General features: G+C 43.0%; 24 protein-coding genes and 1 riboswitch. Of the genes, 14 read left to right on the top strand and 10 right to left on the bottom strand.

Translation table 11 applies throughout. The features are described 5' to 3' along the window. Positions 1-15: 15 nt before the first annotated feature. The 5 genes from ACN6MV_RS12755 to asd all read left to right on the top strand — a co-directional run bounded on the left by ACN6MV_RS12755 (position 16) and on the right by asd (position 5,961). On the top strand, positions 16-1,614 hold the full coding sequence (locus ACN6MV_RS12755; RefSeq protein ID WP_419886487.1) for a response regulator: 1,599 nt from the start codon (positions 16-18) through the stop codon (positions 1,612-1,614). 170 nt (positions 1,615-1,784) lie between these two features. Further along, entirely contained in the window at positions 1,785-2,849 is a 1,065-nt protein-coding gene (locus ACN6MV_RS12760; protein ID WP_042126991.1) for a fatty acid desaturase, read from the top strand. A 161-nt stretch (positions 2,850-3,010) separates the two neighbouring features. Then, positions 3,011-4,147, top strand: coding sequence for a sensor histidine kinase (locus ACN6MV_RS12765; protein WP_042126993.1), 1,137 nt, complete (start codon positions 3,011-3,013; stop codon positions 4,145-4,147). Next, entirely contained in the window at positions 4,147-4,749 is a 603-nt protein-coding gene (locus ACN6MV_RS12770) for a response regulator transcription factor (RefSeq protein ID WP_042126995.1), read from the top strand. Before ACN6MV_RS12765 ends, ACN6MV_RS12770 begins: the two co-directional genes overlap by 1 nt. Positions 4,750-4,875: 126 nt before the next feature. Beyond that, on the top strand, positions 4,876-5,961 hold the full coding sequence (gene asd, locus ACN6MV_RS12775) for an aspartate-semialdehyde dehydrogenase (protein ID WP_042126997.1): 1,086 nt from the start codon (positions 4,876-4,878) through the stop codon (positions 5,959-5,961). Between the two features lie 98 nt (positions 5,962-6,059). On the opposite strand, the gene ACN6MV_RS12780 is transcribed toward asd, so the two are convergent. Beyond that, a protein-coding gene (locus ACN6MV_RS12780; RefSeq protein WP_156114702.1) for an IS3 family transposase occupies positions 6,060-7,204 on the bottom strand; the annotation gives its coding sequence in 2 pieces (ribosomal slippage) (positions 6,060-6,916 and positions 6,916-7,204; 1,146 coding nt in all). A gap of 163 nt (positions 7,205-7,367) precedes the next feature. On the opposite strand from ACN6MV_RS12780, the gene ACN6MV_RS12785 reads away from it, so the two are divergent. The 3 genes from ACN6MV_RS12785 (at position 7,368) to ACN6MV_RS12795 (ending at position 8,828) form a co-directional block, all read left to right on the top strand. Beyond that, positions 7,368-7,760 (top strand): hypothetical protein, encoded by a 393-nt coding sequence (locus tag ACN6MV_RS12785; RefSeq protein WP_042126999.1) that lies wholly within the window; start codon positions 7,368-7,370, stop codon positions 7,758-7,760. A gap of 78 nt (positions 7,761-7,838) precedes the next feature. Next, entirely contained in the window at positions 7,839-8,021 is a 183-nt protein-coding gene (locus ACN6MV_RS12790; RefSeq protein ID WP_042127002.1) for a DUF3934 family protein, read from the top strand. Positions 8,022-8,135: 114 nt separating this feature from the next. Next, positions 8,136-8,828: a pseudouridine synthase gene (locus ACN6MV_RS12795; protein WP_076117556.1), complete on the top strand. Its 693-nt coding sequence runs from the start codon at positions 8,136-8,138 to the stop codon at positions 8,826-8,828. Here the strand turns inward: ACN6MV_RS12795 and thiE are convergent. Genes thiE through ACN6MV_RS12825 form a run of 6 tightly spaced genes read right to left on the bottom strand, consistent with a single transcriptional unit; the run spans position 8,809 to position 13,615 of the window. After that, a complete protein-coding gene (gene thiE / locus ACN6MV_RS12800) occupies positions 8,809-9,465 on the bottom strand; it encodes a thiamine phosphate synthase (protein ID WP_156114924.1) in 657 nt (218 codons plus the stop codon). The genes ACN6MV_RS12795 and thiE overlap by 20 nt on opposite strands. Further along, positions 9,455-10,282, bottom strand: a complete 828-nt coding sequence (thiD, locus tag ACN6MV_RS12805) for a bifunctional hydroxymethylpyrimidine kinase/phosphomethylpyrimidine kinase (protein ID WP_042127006.1) — start codon at positions 10,280-10,282, stop codon at positions 9,455-9,457. The genes thiE and thiD overlap by 11 nt, the downstream gene beginning before the upstream one ends. A gap of 26 nt (positions 10,283-10,308) precedes the next feature. Then, positions 10,309-11,103: a hydroxyethylthiazole kinase gene (gene thiM, locus ACN6MV_RS12810; RefSeq protein WP_076117553.1), complete on the bottom strand. Its 795-nt coding sequence runs from the start codon at positions 11,101-11,103 to the stop codon at positions 10,309-10,311. A gap of 40 nt (positions 11,104-11,143) precedes the next feature. Beyond that, positions 11,144-12,166, bottom strand: a complete 1,023-nt coding sequence (locus ACN6MV_RS12815; protein ID WP_419886488.1) for an ABC transporter substrate-binding protein — start codon at positions 12,164-12,166, stop codon at positions 11,144-11,146. After that, a complete protein-coding gene (locus ACN6MV_RS12820; RefSeq protein WP_042127010.1) occupies positions 12,163-12,936 on the bottom strand; it encodes an ABC transporter permease in 774 nt (257 codons plus the stop codon). The genes ACN6MV_RS12815 and ACN6MV_RS12820 overlap by 4 nt, the downstream gene beginning before the upstream one ends. Further along, positions 12,917-13,615 (bottom strand): ABC transporter ATP-binding protein, encoded by a 699-nt coding sequence (locus ACN6MV_RS12825; protein WP_197069778.1) that lies wholly within the window; start codon positions 13,613-13,615, stop codon positions 12,917-12,919. The genes ACN6MV_RS12820 and ACN6MV_RS12825 overlap by 20 nt, the downstream gene beginning before the upstream one ends. A gap of 331 nt (positions 13,616-13,946) precedes the next feature. After that, a riboswitch (TPP riboswitch) is annotated at positions 13,947-14,050 on the bottom strand. Between the two features lie 119 nt (positions 14,051-14,169). Between ACN6MV_RS12825 and ACN6MV_RS12830 the strand changes: the two genes are divergently transcribed. From ACN6MV_RS12830 to ACN6MV_RS12840, 3 genes are read left to right on the top strand one after another with little or no spacing between them, the layout of a single operon-like run. Next, on the top strand, positions 14,170-15,006 hold the full coding sequence (locus ACN6MV_RS12830; RefSeq protein ID WP_076117550.1) for an amino acid ABC transporter substrate-binding protein: 837 nt from the start codon (positions 14,170-14,172) through the stop codon (positions 15,004-15,006). A gap of 51 nt (positions 15,007-15,057) precedes the next feature. Beyond that, complete coding sequence (locus ACN6MV_RS12835; RefSeq protein ID WP_042127015.1) at positions 15,058-15,726, top strand: amino acid ABC transporter permease; 669 nt, start codon at positions 15,058-15,060, stop codon at positions 15,724-15,726. A 13-nt stretch (positions 15,727-15,739) separates the two neighbouring features. Beyond that, positions 15,740-16,492 carry an amino acid ABC transporter ATP-binding protein gene (locus ACN6MV_RS12840; protein WP_375105389.1) on the top strand — a complete coding sequence of 251 codons (753 nt, stop codon included), beginning with the start codon at positions 15,740-15,742 and terminating at the stop codon, positions 16,490-16,492. A 94-nt stretch (positions 16,493-16,586) separates the two neighbouring features. On the opposite strand, the gene ACN6MV_RS12845 is transcribed toward ACN6MV_RS12840, so the two are convergent. Continuing rightward, entirely contained in the window at positions 16,587-17,249 is a 663-nt protein-coding gene (locus tag ACN6MV_RS12845) for an S-layer homology domain-containing protein (protein WP_042127019.1), read from the bottom strand. 321 nt (positions 17,250-17,570) lie between these two features. Between ACN6MV_RS12845 and ACN6MV_RS12850 the strand changes: the two genes are divergently transcribed. Then, positions 17,571-18,044, top strand: a complete 474-nt coding sequence (locus ACN6MV_RS12850) for a Fur family transcriptional regulator (protein ID WP_419886489.1) — start codon at positions 17,571-17,573, stop codon at positions 18,042-18,044. Positions 18,045-18,316: 272 nt separating this feature from the next. Here ACN6MV_RS12850 and ACN6MV_RS12855 read toward each other — a convergent pair whose 3' ends face one another. Then, positions 18,317-18,997, bottom strand: a complete 681-nt coding sequence (locus ACN6MV_RS12855) for a TIGR00266 family protein (protein WP_042127023.1) — start codon at positions 18,995-18,997, stop codon at positions 18,317-18,319. A 144-nt stretch (positions 18,998-19,141) separates the two neighbouring features. Here ACN6MV_RS12855 and ACN6MV_RS12860 point away from each other — a divergent pair, with 144 nt between their 5' ends. Beyond that, positions 19,142-19,348, top strand: coding sequence for a hypothetical protein (locus tag ACN6MV_RS12860; protein ID WP_042127025.1), 207 nt, complete (start codon positions 19,142-19,144; stop codon positions 19,346-19,348). A 62-nt stretch (positions 19,349-19,410) separates the two neighbouring features. After that, entirely contained in the window at positions 19,411-20,142 is a 732-nt protein-coding gene (locus tag ACN6MV_RS12865; RefSeq protein WP_419886490.1) for a class I SAM-dependent methyltransferase, read from the top strand. Positions 20,143-20,248: 106 nt separating this feature from the next. Here the strand turns inward: ACN6MV_RS12865 and ACN6MV_RS12870 are convergent, their stop codons facing one another. Next, positions 20,249-21,067 carry an AraC family transcriptional regulator gene (locus ACN6MV_RS12870; protein WP_042127028.1) on the bottom strand — a complete coding sequence of 273 codons (819 nt, stop codon included), beginning with the start codon at positions 21,065-21,067 and terminating at the stop codon, positions 20,249-20,251. Positions 21,068-21,150: the final 83 nt, after the last annotated feature.

The raw sequence follows: 21,150 nt of genomic DNA on the forward strand, positions 1-21,150 counted from the left end.
CATGGAGGTGCTGAAATGGATGAGATGCAAGAGAAATATAAAGTACTTCTCGTAGATGATGAGCCGATTATTCTTCGTAGTCTTAAGGTGGCTATTCCATGGGATGATCTGCAGATGGAAATTGTGGGAGAGGCTCGAAATGGAGAATTAGCCCTCCGTCTAATAGATGAAATTACGCCGCATATTATAATCAGCGATATCCGCATGCCTGTGATTGACGGCATCACTTTGATGAAGGAAGTATTACCAAGGAATTCTAAGCTGGTATTTATCTTTATAAGTGGGTATGGGGAGTTCGAATATGCGAGAGAAGCTTTGCGTCAAGGAGCCTTTGATTATTTACTGAAACCCATCGACCATGACGAACTGGTTGAAATGCTTCACCGAGCGAAAACGAGGCTGGATGAGCAAAAAGAGAACGATCAGATGATGCATTCCGTGCAGATGCTGTCGGTGCTCGCTCGTGAACGGATGTTTGCTGAAATCACGTTGGGAAATGCAAGGCCGCTGGAGCACCTGAAATGGCTGGAGAACAGCGAACTTGAGAGCGGATATTTTATGGCGGTTGTTCAATTGGATGATTATTCTGTGCTTACCGGGCAGTGGAGTGTGGAAGAAAAACGACTGTGGCTGTTTGCAATCCGTAATATTGTTGAAGAGTGGTCGCTGGAGCATGGTGTGCTTACGGTCATCCCTTTTCATAACGGAGAGTGGGTATTGCTCTTTCCTGGATCTTTAAGCGCGAGTAGAAGAGAACTTGGTGAACAATTGATTTCTGGGATCAAAAGGTATTCCAAGCTAAGCTGCTCTGTAGGAATCAGTCGCTGTACACAAGGTATTGATCAATTAAGTACGGTATATCCTTTGGCTGCGAAGGCTCTGTATCAACGTTTCTATTCTGGTCTTGCCGGGGTGTTTATAGATGAGGAAACAACATTTCCAGGCAATAAAGAAGTAAAGTATCCTAAAGAGCTGGAGACCTCCCTGATAGAGAGCATTCGTACTTTAAATAGAAACCGAATGTCATCTTTGTTCGATGATATGGCACTATATATTGAATCACAAGTCATTCCTAAAGAGATTGCAGAACGTCTTCTTGTGGAGTTGGTTGTTGTGCTATACAGGCATTTTGAACATTTGAATCTAAACTCGGATTGGTCTTTACATGGATTACTAAGCAAGCTGCACCATTTCGGTACCTTGAGTGAAATGATATCTGCTCTGAAGGAAGAATTTGTGGAGCGATTGGATCAAGGAAGTAAACCCGTGAATCGAGATGACACACGCAGCGCCATCGAGAAGACGAAACGTTACATCGAGAGTAATTACCATATGGATTTAAGTATTGAAGAAGTATCGGAGCTTGCCGATCTTAGTGTCAGTCATTTTTGTACTTTATTCAAACAACTCACAGGCTATACCTTCTTGGAGTATGTGACTCACTGTCGAATGGAGAAGGCGAAATATATTTTGCAGAGCAGTAATGTAAAGGTGTATCAAATCGCTCCGCTTGTTGGTTATCAGGACCCAAGATATTTTACTCAGGTCTTTAAGAAAGCTAGTGGTCAGACACCTACGGAATATCGAGAAGAGCATACGAGGCAAGTTAATTAACGAAAAAGCACATGGATATATAGTAAAAGGGGGAAATTCAGGGCATAAGTATGACATTTATCATACTCTTCACTTGATGTTTATGACTTATAGGATGACACTTTATCTTCTATACTGAGATTAGATGAAAAGATCCTTAGCCAGACACATCAAGGAGGAAACGATAAAAGATGACTACAAAACAGACATCACAGCTCTCCAGTCTTAAAAAGAGTGTAGCCCCTTACGAAAAAAACGACCGCAATGCGAGCATAAGACAGCTCATTAATACTTTAGGGCCACTTGTGCTGTTATGGGGCGGAGCTTATTTCTCTTTATCCGTTTCCTACTGGCTTACTCTTTTGTTGGCCATTCCTGCAGCAGGATTTGTAATTCGAACTTTTATTATTTTCCATGACTGTACACATGGTTCGTTCTTTAAGAATCGTAGAGCGAATGACATTATCGGAACGATCACAGGTGTATTAACGCTTGTTCCCTATCGGCAGTGGAAGCATAGTCATTCCATTCATCACGCCAGCTCCAGCAACCTCGATAAAAGAGGGATCGGTGATATATGGATTATGACTGTCGACGAATATGAAGCAGCTTCATTCTGGAAACGCCTGTATTACCGGATTTACCGTAATCCGATCGTGATGTTCGGAATTGGACCTATTGCTGTGTTTATGATTCAGTATCGCTTTAATGCTAAAGGCGCTAGACGTAAAGAACGGATGAATACTTATTTAACAAATGTATCTATTGCAGCGCTCTATGCTTTGCTTATTTGGGCGATCGGCTGGCAAGCCTTTATCATGGTGCAATTGCCAATAGCTTTTGTATCCGGCTTTCTCGGAATATGGTTGTTCTATGTGCAGCATCAGTTCGAGGATTCTTACTTCGAGAATGAATCGGAGTGGAGTTATGTTATGGCTGCAGTAGAGGGAAGCTCATATTACAAGCTACCTAAGCTATTGCAATGGATTACAGGGAACATCGGGTTCCACCATGTCCATCATTTAAGTCCAAAGGTACCCAACTATAATTTAGAAAAAGCACATAATGCTACGCCGCCATTGCAAAAAGCAACGACTATAACACTTAGTTCTAGCCTGAAGGCTCTACACTTCCGTCTTTGGGATGAAGAGAATAAGAGCTTTATCAGCTTTAAACAGATGAAGTCGAGACTAAACAAACCTAAGGTAGCAGCAGAAGTCTTGCAAGTTCATAAGACTAGACTCCAAGGCGAATAATAACTATCGGTTCGAACAAAATAGGAGTACAGAGCAAGGTTAGAGCCGGAGAAATCATTCGTGGCTCTAATCTTTTTCTATTTAGGATAGTGGATCAACAGATTTTCACTGAATTTGTGCTAGAATAAGGAGAGTAATGTATGGTAAAAAGGAGAGCGGTCATGCAAAAGTGGCATCATATTTTTCATAAAAGCACAGGTCTATCCCCTTATGTATGGGTCGTTTTTTACATTCTACCGTTTTATTTTATATTTCGCTCCTCCTCTACCTATCAAGTCGTTTCGGGAATCTTGATGATTGCTGTATTTTTTGTATGTTATGTACTTTCTTTTGTTTCTAAAGGCTGGCTGGTGTATTTCTGGACGAGTGTTCAAATTATAGTGTCTATAACGATGACGCTTTTGTTCGGATATATGTATTTTGCGCTTTTCCTAGCCTTTTTTATTGGGAACATACAGAATCGAGTAGGTTTCTTCACGCTGTATTCTATCCATCTGTTAACTACTATCATTACAATCAATTATGAGCTGCTTTCGCGTAATTCAGTGTTTATTAGTCAACTTCCGTTCGTGCTTGTAAGTATGATTGCAGTGATTCTACTTCCAATTAGTACCTATAACCGAAATAATCAAGGTAAGTTACAAGATCAATTGGAAGATGCGAATAAGCGGATCTCCGAACTCGTTAAGATTGAAGAACGCCAACGGATTTCGCGGGATCTTCATGATACTTTAGGTCAGAAGCTCTCTTTAATTGGTCTTAAGAGTGACTTGGCGGGGAAGCTAATTGATTCAAATCCTACGCAAGCTAAAGCTGAGATTGATGATGTACGACAGACAGCGAGAAGTGCGCTGAAAGAGGTTCGGGAAATGGTTACGCGAATGCGAGGCATTCGGCTTGAAGATGAACTTATTCATATTCAGCAGTTTCTTGCAGCTGCTGAGATTGATTTTATTTTGGAGGGGAATCCGAAGCTAACAAACACCTCATTGATTACGGAGAATGTCCTCAGCATGTGTATAAAGGAAGCTGTCACAAATGTTGTGAAGCACAGTGGGGCAAAGTCTTGCTCTATTCTGATTAAACCCTCACGGACGGATCTAGTCATTAAAGTGAAAGATGATGGGACCGGTATACCTGGGAATGATCTTTATTTTAAAGGTCATGGGCTGCAAGGCATGAGAGAGCGTCTTGAATTCGTAAATGGCTGTATGGACATCGTGAGAGATAGCGGGACTACAATTGTAATTAAAGTACCCAATGCATTCAAACATCAGGAACAGGAGGTCATCCTATAATGATTAAAATTGTAATCGCTGAGGATCAACGAATGCTCCTTGGGGCGCTGGCTTCTTTACTCGACTTAGAAGAGGATATGAAGGTCGTAGGCCGAGCAAGCAATGGGGAAGAAGCTGTAGCTATGGTTCAGCAGCTTAAACCGGATATCTGTATTATGGATATTGAGATGCCGGCGATGAGCGGTCTTGACGCTGCAGAAGCCCTGAAGAATAGCGGCTGCAAAACGATGATATTAACGACCTTTGCTCGGGCGGGATATTTCGAACGTGCGCTCAAGGCGGGGGTTCACGCTTATTTACTGAAGGACAGCCCTAGTGAAGAGCTGGCCCTTTCTATCCGGAATGTAATGGCAGGCAGACGTATGTATGCACCAGAGCTGATGGATGAAGCTTACAGCGGTGAAGTGAATCCATTGACTCAGCGGGAGAAGGAAGTGCTCGGACTGATCGCTGATGGTAAAAATACGAAAGAAATTGCCAGCGAGCTGTACATTACCACCGGTACAGTACGGAATTACATTTCGGTTATTCTTGATAAGCTAGACGTTGGGAATCGGATTGAAGCGATCACTCGATTTAAGGAAAAAGGCTGGTTTAAATGAATATCTTAAATTTTTTAATGTTATTTTGATGTTAACACTCGCCAAATGTTCTCCAGCCGTATATCATTAATTATCGGCCTATTATTCACTAATAGGACAGTTAATCAAAAGGAAGTGTATTTTCTGATGTCAAGAAAGCTAAGAGCCGGCATAGTTGGCGGCACAGGAATGGTAGGTCAGCGTTTTATTGCCCTTCTAGAGAATCATCCTTGGTTTGAAGTAACTGCGATTGCTGCCAGTGCGAGATCTGCTGGGAAAACGTATGAAGAATCGGCCAAGGGCAGATGGAAGCTATCTACACCAATGCCTGAGAACGTGAAGAATATTATGGTCCAAGATGCTTCTAAGGTAGAAGAAGTAGCTGCGGACGTGGATTTGATCTTTTGCGCAGTAGACATGAAGAAAGAGGAGATTAAAGCGCTCGAGGAGGCTTATGCTCGTACGGGTACTCCAGTAATCTCTAATAACTCAGCGCATCGCTGGACACCTGACGTGCCTATGGTTATTCCTGAAATTAACCCGGAGCATCTTGAGGTTATAGCGCAGCAAAGAAAACGTTTGGGAACAGAGACCGGGTTCATTGCTGTTAAACCTAACTGCTCCATTCAAAGTTATGTGCCTGCACTACATGCACTTAAAGAATTCAACCCTTCTAAAGTTGTCGTTACAACCTACCAAGCGATTTCCGGTGCAGGTAAGACTTTTGCTGACTGGCCGGAAATGCTGGACAACGTGATTCCTTATATTGGTGGGGAGGAAGAGAAGAGCGAGCAGGAACCTTTACGGATCTGGGGAAGTGTTCAAGAGGAAGGCATCGTAAAAAGTGAAGCGCCAACCATTACTTCGCAGTGTATCCGTGTGCCTGTAGCCGATGGTCATATGGCTGCTGTATTTGTTTCTTTTGAGAAGAAACCATCTAAAGAAGAGATTCTGAACCTCTGGAATAGCTTCAAAGGACGCCCTCAAGAGCTTGAGCTGCCTAGCGCACCTAAACAGTTCATTACCTATTTCGAAGAGGAGAACCGTCCTCAGACCAAACTGGATCGTGATATCGAGAACGGAATGGGCGTATCAACAGGCAGACTTCGGGAAGATGCCATCTATGATTACAAGTTCGTAGGTCTCTCCCATAACACCTTGCGCGGAGCTGCTGGCGGGGCTGTATTGATCGCTGAGCTTCTGAAGGCAGAAGGTTATATTCAGCCTAAATAAGATATACAGGCTCTAAAACGGTTCTGAAATAGACACCTCATCAAAGCTTAGGGGACTGACCCCCGTTTGTGAGACAGGGATCAAAACACCTTACAAGTTTAAGTAGCCAGTCGCCGGAAATCCATCGGTGACTGGTTATTTAGTTTCGCTTGAATTCGAATTGAGTTATAGTAAATGATGTAGTCTCGAATGGTCTTTACAACGATTGCAGTCGTTGTAGATGTGAGATCTTCGAGGTAGAACGTTTCAGACTTTAGAGTGGAATGAAACGATTCAATGGGGGCATTATCAGCGGGCGTTCCTTTACGGGACATGCTCATGGTAATGCCTTTTCCTTTTACAGCTTCCTGGTACGCAAAGGACGTATACACGCTGCCCTGGTCGCTATGCAACAACATCTTTTTCTGCTTTGGAAGTTGATTTAATGTATCCAACACCAAAGAGGTATCTTGTTTATCTGCTATACTGTAAGCCACAATCTCACCATTGTACAAGTCTAGAATGCTGGAGAAGTACAACATCTTCCCGCCAAATGGCAAATAGGTAATGTCCGTGACGAGTTTTTGCAGAGGTGCTTCTGCATGAAACTGTCGCTTGAGCAGATTTTCAAAGGAGTGTACAGATTGCCCAGTCACCTTTCGTTTTTTCATCCTCACGCGGCACTGAAGCCCCTCACACTGCATGATCCGCTGGACTCGCTTATGATTTATACTCTGCTCTATCCGAAGGAGCGCCGTGATTTTCCGGTACCCATAGCGGAATTTATGACGGATGCAAAGCTCCCGGATTTTCTCCACCAGTTTGTCTGTATGCTTTGTCCCCACAGCTGCTTTCCAGCGGTAGTAAGTCGTTCTTGCGATTCCGAGCCATCTACAAGCCTCAGACACCGTCACTTCGTTTCGAATGGATTCAATCCAGGCAATAACGGCCTCTGGTTCCACCTCCTCTCCAACTCCTCGTACTTTTTTAGCAGATCTAATTGTTGTTTTAAGAATCGGTTCTCTGCCTTTACTTTTTCGAGTTCCGAAGAGTCCTCCGGACCTTTGCCATAGCTGTACTGTTTACCCACCGGCTGCTCCAAACGATGTCGTTCACCATTTCGATTCCATCTCATCCATGTCTTTAGCTGTGTCTTATTCCGTATTCCGAGCTGCTCCATAACCTCTTTCACAGGTACTCCTGCTAATCTCATTTCTATAGCTTTCATCTTTATTTCCACGGGATAACTTACTCTGGTTGCCAATGCAAAAACACCTCCAAGATGATCTCCTTATCTTACGACAAGGTTCCATTCTCTTGAAGGTGTTTTGATTTGTCTCACGTTATGGGGTCAGTCCCTTAGTCTTTGGTGGGGTGTTTTTTATTGAACGCATTTGGTGAAATAAGTTAGGAAGGAGCTGATATATTTGTATAAATATTTATTAGCTTTTATATTATTACCGTTAATACTATTCAATAGCGGATGCACATCATCAACTCAAGAAGTACAAGAGTATGGAGTGTCTTCCATTAATGAGGGGATTCCTATTCCGATAAATGCTAAAGAAATCGAAGTGACGACAACTTCCAATAACCCCAATATAAAAATAGGAGTAAAGTATGAATTGAAAAATATAGGGGGAGAACTAGGTATGTATCCACCTGAAAGCTATTTCAATAAATTAAGGGATTCAGGGTGGGTGGAGTTGAAGGATAAGCGTTTGGGGCATGTGCAATTTTTCGAAAAAGAGGATACCGTAATTGCCATTGAAATACACGAAGATACCTTTAGTATTTATGAAATGAATAAAGATGCTTAAACAGAAACAAGAAGAGTGTGGTAAGATAGGTTAAGTGTATAAACTATACGAATTCTGAATGACTGACGGAGTGATATGATGGGTGCAAAAAGTAAAGGTGGCGGCACGGGCAGAGGTACGGGGAGTAAGGGCTGGACACGCTGGAACAAAACAGCAAAACCAGTTAAACCTGCAAAAGGTGCCCCAACCACGGGTCCAGGCGCTAAAGATGCAAATGGAAGCAAGGGCAATAACGTGAAAAAAAGTGGAAGCACGAAATAGCTCCCTTAAACTAGGTTATTCCTGAAAGTTAACATCTGATTTTGATCGTTAAAATCAGGTGTTTTTTTATGGATATAAGCAAGTGTCAGTATCAGATGGAAAGTAGGATCATTAGTGAGAATTGATAAATATATAAGCGAAACAGGCTTCTGTTCCAGAAGGGAAACGAAACGATTAATTGCTGCAGGCCGGATCAGTGTGAATGGCGTCGTCTGTGAGGCAAATATTCTTATAGAGCCAGAAGACATCGTATGGATTGATGGAGAGCCCATAACAACCAGCAAAGGGGAGCCGGTATATCTCGCTCTGAACAAGCCGATCGGTATCACCTGTACAGCTGCCCCAAATGTAGAAGGGAATATTATAGATTTTGTAGGATATCCTTCAAGGATTTTTGCGATCGGGAGATTAGATAAAAACTCGGAAGGCCTCATTCTGTTAACCAACGATGGAGATATCGTAAACAAAATGATGCGTTCCGAGAATGGACACGAAAAAGAGTATGTAGTTCATGTTGACAAGCCGATAACGCCAGAATTCGTAAATGCAATGTCTAGTGGTGTGGACATTCTTGGCGTTACAACTAAACCTTGCGAGGTCTTTCGGATCGCGGAATGTCAGTTTAGAATTATCCTAACTCAAGGCCTTAATCTGCAAATACGCAGAATGTGCAAGGAGTTAGGATATAGAGTACTTAAACTAGAGCGAATAAGAATTATGAATATAACGATTGATGGTTTGGAGCGAGGACAGTGGCGTCCTTTGAGCGGAGAAGAGCTAAGTGAGCTTATGTCCCGCTTAAATTAACTTCGTGAACAAATCCTCTGGCTGCTAAGGCGATGTCTTCAGCGCCTGCAATCGCTGAGATCACGGAGATACCGTCCGCACCTGCAGCTAATACCGGAGCTGCATTGTGCTCCGTGATGCCTCCTATACCGACCAAAGGAATCGTAATGCCGCTGTTTCTTATTTCCTCAATAACTAATGTGCCTCGAACAGCTTGGGCATCGTCTTTGGAAGAGGTAGGATAAATAGGTCCAATGCCTAGATAATCGGCTCCATCTGCTATGGCCTGCTGCGCTTCGCTGAGCGAATGAGCGGACACACCAATGATCTTATCTTCTCCAAGCAGTTGCCTAATCGCTAGGGCAGGGGTGTCCTCTTGTCCTACATGAATGCCGTCCGCATCAAGGGCGATGGCTAGATCAATATCGTCATTAACGATAAAAGGAACTCCGTTAGTACGACATATTTTTTGGAGCCGTCTTCCTAAATTAAATTTAACTTGAGCAGTTAATGCCCCGGTACCTTTTTCACGAAATTGAAACATCGTTATGCCTCCAGCGACGGCTTCTTTTAGTACTTTGGCTGGGGCTATCTGACAATTCACGCTACCCATAATGAAATAGATTTTTAATAAATCCCGTAGTTGATCACTGTCTATTCGCTTCAAGGTTCATCCCTCGCAATCTATTCTGATAAGCAAAATGATTCGTCGGACCATGTCCAACCCCTATGCCCAGCTCGTCTTCAATCGCTGCTTGTATAAAAGCCTTTGCTATGTTTATAGCTTCAGGAACAGATTTACCCTTAGCAAGCTCGGCAGTAACTGCTGCTGAATAAGTACAGCCTGTACCATGTGTGTGCCTGGTCTGAATTCGTTCACTCTCCATAAAGATGAACTCGTGACCATCATATAGGAGATCTACAACAGCTTTAGTTGCGGTATCATGCCCACCTTTTAGCACTACATAACTAGAGCCCATGGCATGGATGATTGTGGCCGCTTCTTTACGATCGTCGATTGTAGTGATGCTCATGTTAGTAATCATTTCAGCCTCTGGAATATTAGGCGTCGTCACTAAGGCTAGCGGGAGAAGATGTTTGATTAAGGACTGGACAGCTTCTTGTTGTAATAGCGTAGAGCCGCCTTTAGCAACCATGACTGGATCAACTACAAGATTACGCCAGCCGTATTGCTGAACCTTCTCTGCTACGACTCGAATGATGTCACTGTTAAAAAGCATCCCTGTCTTCACAGCATCGGGCTTCAGATCAAGCCCAATGGAATCAAGCTGCTGAGTAATAGCTTGCAGTGATAACGGAAATACGCCTTGAACACCTAATGTGTTCTGGGCTGTCACAGCTGTTAGTGCGGACATACCGTATACAGCAAGTTCTTGAAAGGTTTTTAGATCTGCCTGAATCCCTGCTCCGCCGCCGCTATCCGAGCCGGCTATGGTTAAAGCTTTGGATATCATGATTACGTTCACTCCTTTGTATGTCGTTATCTGAGTTGCTTGATTATTGATTTCTCTTTATACGTTTCAGGTGTGACCAAACTCAATTGATTGAGAAACTCCATTTGAAAGCTCCCCGGACCTTTGCCAGTAGTTAGTTCAGCGGAAATCTCAGCAGCTACTCCATAGAATGAGATGGCTTCCACTGCGGCTGCAAGAGATGCCCCTTCACTTACCGCTAGAAATGCCCCGACTACTGCACTGAGCAGACATCCGGTTCCCGTTACTTTCGTTAGAATAGGGTGACCGTTGCTAGTAATGTAGGTGTTAACTCCATTGGTGATAACATCGTCTTTTCCGGTGATGATCACTACACAACCTAACTTCCGCGCGGCAGTCTCAGCTAAGACGACTACATCGCCATCCCCTTCGCCTGCATCCACCCCTTTAATAGACCAGCTTTCACCAATAACATTGGCAACTTCAGCCACATTCCCACGTAGTGCGGTAATTTGCATCTCATTCACTAGCTTTTGAGTGACAGCTGTTCGATATGAAGTTGCTCCCGCACCTACTGGATCAAGAACTAAGGGAACCCCGTGCTTATTCGCAGATTGTCCTGCGAGCACCATGGATTGAATGGCATAGTCATTCAGTGTGCCGATATTTAGTACCACTGCAGCTGAAAATGCGGCGATATCCACCACTTCTTCGTGAGCATCCGCCATAAAGGGGGAGGCACCGAGCGCCAAAAGCCCGTTTGCTGAGAAGTTGGCTACGACGATATTGGTTATATTGTGGACCAGTGGATTGGATTCCCGTACTTTGGATAGATAACTCATGATATTTCCTCCTCAAGTTTAATGAGCAAATAGCTAATGGTTAAAGATTGATAAAAGCATCCTCTGCCTTGATGTCGTTAGACAGTAAATCATTGTCGGATAGCCACTGTCGTACCTTTTCCCAAGACGCTGGCTCTTGATAACCAAAATTTTGGTCACCTGCATTCATTAGAGGCAGAAGAATCTGCAAGCTCTTTTCTTCTATTTCCTTATCTAGTGGAGAGGTCGCATCTTCGTGTGCAAGCAGTAACTTTAACGCGTTTTCCGGATTTTCCTGGACAAATTGTTGTCCTTTTGTAATGGCGCTTAGAAACTTTTTGAAGTAGGACTCGGAATTTTGTACCCCTTGCTCACTGGCGACAAGGACTAGCTCGTAATAATCGGGTACTCCGAAGTCTGTGGGATTAAACGAGTGAACGGGATGCCCTTCTTTTTCGAGAATTAATTGTTCGTGGTTAATGAACCCGCCCATAATGGCATCTACCTGCCCGGTCGCAATTGCTGGAATAAGGTCGAAGCCTACATCAATTAGTTTACTGGCGTTGGGGTCACCCCCGTCGCTCTGGATCATTGTACGAATCATGGCTTCATAAAGTGGGATGGAAGAATACCCAATTTGTTTACCTGTAAGGTCTTTAGGACTTTGGATATCTCCGGAATGAGGCACCATTAAATGATTAAGCGGATGCCTTACAATCGCTGCAATCGAACGTACTGGAATCTTTTCACTACGTGCCATAAGCACCTGAGGCTGATAACTAAGTGCTAAATCAACTTGATTCGCTGCTACAAGCTTTAGTGCATCATTGGTGTCTGCCGGCATTTGGATCTCTACATCCAGACCTTCCTCATGGAAATAACCATTTTGCTCAGCCGCATATAAAAATGAGTGAACGGCGTTGGGATACCAATCGAGCATGATTGTCAGCTTGTGCGTTTGTTTGTTTTCGCTATTTGAAGCATTACTTACTTTGGATGTATTTCCGCAGCTGCTTAAGATTAGGACAAAACAGATGAGATATAAGGGTAAAAGCCATTTTTTTTGAATGATTAAAGTATTCATCGATTAGATCCTCTTTTCTTTAAAAATAATGCTTCTAGCAGAGCTATCATCAGAAATAGCATTACACCGAGCGCGGACAACAGAAATACTGCGGCGAACATTTCGTCACTTTGCATATTTCCAGCCATTCTTCGGCTAAAGTAACCGAGTCCTTTGCTGCCGCCGAGCCATTCGCCGATGGTTGCTCCAATTACACAGTACACAATGGATAGCTTTAGTCCTGAGAAAAAAGAGGGCAGCGCCAGCGGGATTTGTGTTTTTGTAAGCAGTTGCCAGCGGTTTGCACTAAAGGTTAATAATAGATCCTTATATGCCTGACCACTTGTACGAAGCCCATCATATGTACTCACAACGACTGGAAAAAAAGCAGTTAGAAAAACTACAGCGACTTTGCTCCACAGCGTATATCCGAACCACATAATAAAAATGGGGGATAGCGCAATTAATGGGATCGTCTGACTGATAATAAGGAAAGGATAGATGGCCTTTTCAAGCGGTCGAAATAAGAACATTCCAGTACCCAGCAATGCACCACAGATAACCGAAAGTACAAAACCTACTAATATTTCCTGCAGCGTTGCCAATAAATGCTGTCCGAGTAATTGCCTATGCTCGATCAATGCGATACCTATTGCTGAAGGAGCAGGGAGGATAAAAGCTGGAATCCAGTAAAGACGAACAGCAGATTCCCAGATCGCAACAACGAACAACACTAGTAAAATGAAGGGGCCATAATTGTCTAGTTGTTTTTTAAAAGGTATGGGCTGCATACAGTCTCCGCTCCAACTCTTCCCGCAATGCTATAAAACGGGGTTCATAGTTCATTTTGTAATGTCTTGGCCTCGGCAAATCAACAACGATCTCCTGTAATTCGCTATGTGCGCCTCCAGACATTAAATAAATCCGATCGCTTAGTAATAGTGCTTCTTCGAGATCATGGGTGATGAGCATCACTGTTTGATTCAGTTCATCCCAAAGCTCTAACAACCAGCGGTGTATCTCACGTTTGGTCATAGCGTCGAGCGCTCCAAACGGTTCATCTAGCAGCATAAGACTTCCACCGCCGCCAGACACTAGCGTGCGAAGAAATGCGACCCGCTGTTTCATACCACCGGATAGCTCATGAGGGTATGCCTTCTCAACATCACCTAAACCGAAGCGTGACAGCAGGTCTCGAATGTGTGAAATTGTCTGTTGTTTAGTGGACCTTGGCTTAATTTCCCAGGGTAAAAGGCAGTTGTCGAGCACCGTTCTCCACGGTAATAGCAAATCCTGCTGCGGCATGTATGCGATCTGACCTAAGCGATTAGATGCCGCTGGCCGACCCGAATGAATCATTATTTTTCCATGAGTGGGTTCTAGCAAGCCTGCTATGGTTTTGAAAAGCGTACTTTTTCCGCATCCGCTAGCCCCGATAACAGCGACAAACTCACCTTGCTTAATATCCATGGTTAAGTTTGCAAATACAGGGAGCTGTTTAGACTCAGGAAAAGAGTAGGCTAAGTCTTGAATGGATAGGATTGTCGTGATGATAGAACCTCCTAAAAGTTTTGTATAGCATAGCTTCTTGAGGAACTTCGTACAAAACTTGCTTCGGAAGCATATGCCTAAGTTTTGTATAGCATAGCTACTTGAGGAACTTCGTACAAAACTGGCAACGGAAGCATATGCCTAAGTTTTGTAATTGAAAGTAAATAAATAAAGACCCATTCATTTCCGGAGGGAAACAAATGGGTCAAAAAATTCATTCTGCATAGGAACACTAAAAAATGCATGGGATGAAAATTCTGCTCCACTTCCCTCCGCTGGTATGATCCAGATCAGGTTCCAAGGGTCCGAAGCATAAAGCTCCGTCTCAGTCGGCCGACTCCCCTAGTGAAATAACAGGTCCATATTTAATTTGTTTATAAATATACCATAACTTTCTGAGATGTAAAGAGAGGATCTTATGAAGAATTATTATAAGAATGGGCAATATAAGGGTAAAGAGAGGGGATTCTATAATGAAAAAACTCAGTTTAACTATTCTATTGGTGTTAACCGTGGTGTTTGTAGCGGGGTGCGGCAATAATTCGAATACCGATACTTCCAACAACTCTTCAGCTGGAACGAATGGCGGAACTGCTGCAACTGCGAAAAATAGCTTGGAAGCTGTTAAAGCGAGCGGCAAATTACGGATAGGAACCGAAGGAACCTATGCACCCTTTACGTATCACGATGCATCGGGAAAACTGACTGGTTTTGACGTAGAAATTGCTGAGGAAGTAGCAAAGCGTCTCGGTGCTGACCCTGAATTTTCTGAGACACAGTGGGACGGTCTCTTTGCCGGATTGGACGCTAAGCGGTTTGATGTTATTTTTAACGAAGTATCCATTAATGAAGAGCGTAAAGCGAAATATGATTTCTCTGAGCCATACATCGTATCTAAAGCGGTATTGATTGTGAGTGAAAACAATGAGGATATTAAAGCATTTGCGGATCTTAAGGGTAAAAAATCAGGACAATCTCTGACCAGTAATCTATCCGAAATCGCTCGTGAGAACGGCGCTGAAATCGTTGCTGTAGACGGCTTCAATCAAGCGGTGGATTTACTGACCTCAGGCCGCATTGATGCAACGGTAAATGATGGATTGTCTTATCTGGACCTGAAAAAGCAGAAGCCTGATGTGAAAATTAAAGTGGTGGATGAGATTCCTAATGGTTCGGAAAGTGCCGCTGTATTCCTAAAAGGAAACGACGACTTGGTAAAAGCAGTTAGTGATGCAATTATTGAAATGAAGAGCGATGGAACTTATTTAAAGATTTCTGAGAAATACTTTGGTGCTGACGTTTCAAAATAATTCAAGGTTTCAGAAGCTAAACTAGCCTGGAGCTAAAAAGGATGTCTGAAAATGGATGACCGAAAAATACAAATTTTCTTAGATTCACTGCTACCCCTGCTAAAAGCGGGGGTGGCTTTTACCATTCCTTTAGCATTGATATCCTTTGTACTGGGACTGATAATAGCGATTTTGACTGCACTGGCTCGTCTCTCCCCATGGGTACTTCCGATGCTAATCGCTCGTTTTTATGTATGGGTCATTCGCGGAACTCCTTTGTTAGTACAATTATTTATTATTTTCTATGGTTTGCCTGCAGTTGGGATTGTACTAGACCCATTTATAGCCGCGACCATTGGGTTTACACTTAGTGTTGGGGCTTATTCATCTGAAATTGTACGTGCTGCTATCCTGTCGATACATAAAGGTCAGTGGGAAGCGGCCTTCTCCGTTGGGATGACTCGAGCGCAAGCGCTTCGACGCATTATTCTTCCACAAGCTGCCCGTGTCTCTGTACCGCCGTTATCGAATTCCTTTATTAGCTTGGTCAAAGACACTTCTCTGGCAGCGACTATTACCTATACGGAGATGTTCAGAACAGCACAGCAGGTTGCTTCCACCACCTATGAGCCACTGTTGATCTACTGCGAAGCAGGGTTGTTCTACTTACTATTTTGCTCAGTGTTGTCAGCACTGCAAAATTACTTGGAGAAACGACTGAGTCGTTTCTCTGCGAGCTAAAGGAGGGACTATGATGATTGAAATACTTAATTTGCATAAATCCTTCGGTGAGCTGCAGGTATTAAAGGGTCTTGATCTCAGGATGGAACTTGGTAAGGTTCTGGTCATTATAGGTCCATCTGGCTCTGGCAAAACAACGCTTTTACGCTGTTTTAATCTACTTGAAGTCCCTGATCAAGGAAGCTTATCACTCAGCGATATTAAAATTAATTTCTCGGAAAACAAGAAAATACCGCAGAAGTCCATTTTGGCGTTACGTCAAAAAACAGGCATGGTCTTTCAATCCTATAATCTTTTTCCGCATATGACGGCACTTGGCAATGTGATGGAGGGACAAGTGACTGTCCAGAAACGATCCAAGGATGAAGCACGCGGACGTGCCCTTCAGTTGTTAGGTAAAGTAGGTTTGGCAGACAAAGCGGATGCTTATCCGCACCAACTGTCAGGTGGCCAGCAGCAACGGGTTGCCATCGCTCGTGCTATGGCAGTAGATCCAGAGGTGCTATTGTTCGATGAACCTACCTCGGCGCTCGATCCTGAGTTGGTGGGGGAAGTGCTTAAAGTTATTAAACAGTTGGCAGCAGAAGGAATGACAATGGTGATTGTGACTCATGAAATGAAATTTGCTGCCGATGTGGCTGACCGGATCATTCTGATGGATGGAGGCTATATTCTGGAGCAAGGGACTCCGCAAGAAGTTCTTGAGCACCCGAAACATCCCCGTGCGCTGCAATTTCTGAATAGAATTAGTGGTGAAGAAGGATAGAAGAAGATCAACACGCAAAAAAAAGCAGTTCAGGTTTATACCTGGGCTGCTTTTTCGTATACATCATTCAGATCAGTGAAGTGCCGCGAATTGATTAGGATTTAATACCGGTCTTAAGAAATTCCAAAGCGTTATAGAGCATAATGGCAGCTTCGGCACGCGTAATTTCGCTCTTCGGATTAAACTTCCCGTTAGCGTCTAAGCTATTGATCTTGTATTTAAGCGATCGTTGAACACTGCCTTGATAGGAAGGGTTGAGCGCAGTATCGTCAGTGATATCTACTGGCACAATATTTATCATTGGCAGATTACCAATGCCTTCGACTCCTTGTACTAAGTAATTAGTGAACTCTTCTTTGGTCATTGTTTTGGTAGGGTCAATATCTTTGGGAAGCTCGACATGGTTGTAGTAAGCATTGATAAAAGCTTCAGCATACCATGCTTTATCTTTGACTTTAGTGAACAAGCCGCTGGCAATAGGAGCTTTGTTGAAATCAATGGCCGCGAGACTAAGCTGGAGACCCCCTGAGATGAATTGAATTCCTTGAGCTGTTGTTACTTTGGAGCTAGGCATGAATTGGGATTCACTAACCCCTTTAATTAAGCCTTGATTCTTTAAAGAAATGATCTTTTCTTTACCGTTTATGTTATCAATATCCTTAAAGGTATTTCCGGCTGCAAATATTTGGCCACCCAAAGAGAAGGAGAGAATGGTAACAGTTGTAATCGCGGCTAACGTTCTTTTTTTCATATTCATGGTCATTTCACCTCGTTGTATGGATAGGCCTCGTGGCCGCTATCAAATAATTAAACGCAGAAAAATATGGAAAGGTTGCGGTCAAACCTATATAATTTCACGAAAAAGTAGAATTTGGCAGAAAAATAGGCAGGAATGAATGAAAGAACTTTGGATAAGAGAGCTAGAATGTTATAATGATGTCAGGCTCTATTCATTCGTGATTATTTTTGATATGATTATATCGTAACGATTACTATTTACGTTTAATATTTTGATGCATAAATGGGTGCGTCTCAGTGGATACGGATGTTAAATCATTCCGGGAAGGTAGGAGATCAAATGGATCAAATTTCAAATATCAGTCAGCTGTTTGCGGCGCAAAAGTATAAATTAACGCCCCAGCGTGAAGCTATAGTGAAAATATTGCTCGACAATGAGAAAGATCATCTTAGTGTAGAAGAAGTATATATGCTTGTTAAGAACAGCTATCCGCATTTAGGTCTGGCAACGGTATACCGTACACTCGAGCTCTTATGCGAGCTTCACATTGTTGAAAAGATGAATTTCGGAGATGGAGTTGCTCGATACGATCTGCGCGGGAGCGATCATTCCCACATGCATCATCATTTGATATGCAGCGTGTGCGGCAAGTTGGAGGAAATTAAGGATGACTGGCTGGTGGAGCTGGAGAAAAGAGTGGAACGTGAATATGGCTTTAACGTCACGGATCACCGTCTTGATTTCAAAGGTACTTATGGCACATGTAAACGAACAGGCTGCAAAAAAGAAAAAGCAAACAAAGCGGTCTCTTAAGCCGCTATCTAACTAAAAGAAGAAGCTGTCTCAGAAGTAGTAAATACTGCTTAGGGGGCAGCTTCTTTTTCGGAAAGTGATATGAATGGAAATGGGGAAATCCTCCCTATAAATCGGCAAAATATCTATATGTCACAACAAATCAGTTGATTTATAGGGAGATATTCCTTAATTTGCACGCAAACAGCGCTTCTTAAAAAACGGAGAAGCGCTACGTTGCGTTTTAATCAGTTAAGGAGATCCTACTTATGGGAAAGGCTATGTCATTTTTATTAGCTTCGTGTGGGCACGAAGGATTTAATCCATGTTCCAAAGCTTCCAGGGTTACGGCTTTGCACGAGGATCACACCTTCTCCGCGGAATCGGCAGACAAGCGCTTCACCACTGGTTAAACTGTTTAACCAGCCAGAGGCTGCTTTTTCTACCTTGTAGTCCATATAATCTGGCCAAGCGACAAGATGCCCATTGTCGATAATCATCTCTTCACCAGGTGCTAAGTTAATGGCGTGGATGGCTCCGAAGGAGGACAGGAATACAGTTCCTCTACCACTGATTTCTACAATGAAAAAGCCTTCACCAGAGAAGAGACCGCGCGTTAAATTTTGCATTTTGGTATTGACTTGAATGCCTTCCGTTCCGGCTAAGAAACCATCCTTTTGAACTAACAACTTATATGAACCATCTAATTCGATAGCTTGGATATCACCCAATGATCCAGGAGACAGTAGTACCTCACTTTGACCACGGATAGCTCTGAGCTCCTGGAAGAAGAATTTTTCTCCGCTGAGCATTCTTCCCAGACCTCGCATAACTCCGCCATCAGCGGTTCCTTTTAATTCGACGTTGGGAGACATTGCAACCATAGCGCCCATTTCAGCTTTAACGCTTTCGCCTGGATCTAGATATACCTTCAGCATTGCAAATGCACCTTCGTACAAAACATCATATCTCATCACTAAAACCTCCGAATCTATTTAAATAAGTTAGAACACTAGCAGTGATCTCATTGTAACGGAATTCCGGCTGCGCTCATAGTCTGAATTATGTTAAAATATAGTTGTCTTACAGTTCACTAATGAATAGGAGAGTGGTGCCACATGGCACGAACCAAAACACAAAAAGCCTTGTTAAAGGCAGAGCGCTCAGGCACCTGGTGCGCAGCTCAAAGTCGAAGATCCAATGGGGATTATGGCGCCATTTCACAGCATGTACGATTAACGCCGAGCAAGCAACAGCAACTGAATAAGAATAAACACAAGGAGCGGATCTTCCAAGATGATGCTCCTTTTCATTTGGCAATTTGATAAGGTGATGTAACTAAGAATATACTGATAGAAGACATAGATGGATAGGAGATATGTAACTAATGAAACAAAACAAATATGACGATACGAATTTCTTCTCAGCGTATAAGCAAATGCCACGTTCCATTGGGGGACTTGAAGCCGCAGGAGAATGGCATGTACTAAAGTCACTCCTCCCAGATTTACATAATAAAAGTGTTCTTGATTTAGGCTGCGGATTTGGCTGGCACTGTTTGTATGCACGTGAGCAGCAGGCAAGTTCAGTCATTGGCGTAGATATCTCTGAAAAAATGCTTCAAGAAGCGCGTGAAAAAACAAACGACCCAGCAATCTCTTATATCCAGATGCCGATTGAGGATATTGATTTTGCGAGCGAACAATTTGATGTGGTCATTAGTTCACTGGCCTTTCATTATATCGAGTCCTTTGAAGCTATTTGCCGAAAGGTACATCCTTACCTAAAGTCAGGCGGCAGTTTTATATTTTCAGTGGAACATCCCATCTTTACTTCTCGAAATGAACAAGACTGGTATGTGGATGACCAAGGAAAACGTCTACATTGGCCTGTCGATCATTATCAGTCTGAGGGATTGCGTGAGACCACTTTCTTAACAGAAAATGTGATTAAGTATCACCGCACCATCTCAACCTATTTCAATGACTTGATTGAAGCCGGGTTTGCTATCAAAGCAGTTAGAGAGCCTAAGCCTTCAGAAGAAATGAAAAACGATCCGTGGATGAAGGACGAGGATCGAAGACCAATGTTCCTAATTATTTCAGCTGAAAAACAATAATCTCACCAACCAGAGTTTTGTATGAGTATTGAAGCAAGGGCTATGCCTGAAGTAGTTTATCTACTAAAGGGACAGCCCTGTTTTCATTTATGCGGCGTATCTTTAATCATACTTGTGCTCTGCTGTGTACACGGTACTGTCTAGGAGACATGCCGAATCGACTTCGGAATACGCGGTGAAAATAAGTGTAATTTGCAAAACCACAGGTTTCTGCTACTTGCTCCAGCGGCATTGGACTGAAGGTTATTCGTTCTCTTGCCATCTCTAACCGGACATCATTTACATATTTAATAATGCTGGTACCGAAGGCTTCCTTAAACAAATGAACGGCACGGGAGACAGATATATCTACATGCGCTGCAACATCCTCTAAGAGAAAAGGCAAGGTTGCATGTTCCTCTACATATTGCTTCATGCGGTAAGCTAGGTAACCTTTTGGTGAAATGGCTGGCTGATCTGTAATGAGGCGGTCGATTTCCATACATAGGATTTGTAAATAACAGGCAGATATCGCTGGTGAGAAATCCGAAAGACGTCTATGCTCAAGAATCAGCTGGCGAAACAAGCCGAGAAAATTCTCACTTAAAGGCACACTTAAGAGTGAGGGTCTCTGAGCACGTTCCCACCATTCAGCAATCCATGTTCCTTCACAAAAAATATGATAATCTCCGCTTTCAATCCGCGGCTTACCTACAGGATACTCTTCCTTATCAATGATTAAATAATAAGGATCATTAGGAGCGAAGAGCATGATATCGCCGCTCTCCACTGGAGTCATCACACCGTCGATCATTGCTCTGCTTCGACCCTCTGTTTGCAGACGAATTAAATAGTTCTGATTTCCATGACTGTGAGACATATGAAAAGGTTTGCGGTGAAAAGAAAATCCGGCGGATAATACGTGACAGGTAGTTGATTGAGTCATGGTTCCTCCTTGATGTTCAGAAATGATAATCAGATTGTTCATGTTTTAATCATATTATTCATTTTATTATATACGCTTTCATA

Origin of the sequence: Paenibacillus sp. B-A-8 (assembly GCF_048572915.1) — a bacterium.
In the GTDB taxonomy this organism is placed as follows: Bacteria; Bacillota; Bacilli; order Paenibacillales; family Paenibacillaceae; genus Paenibacillus_AQ.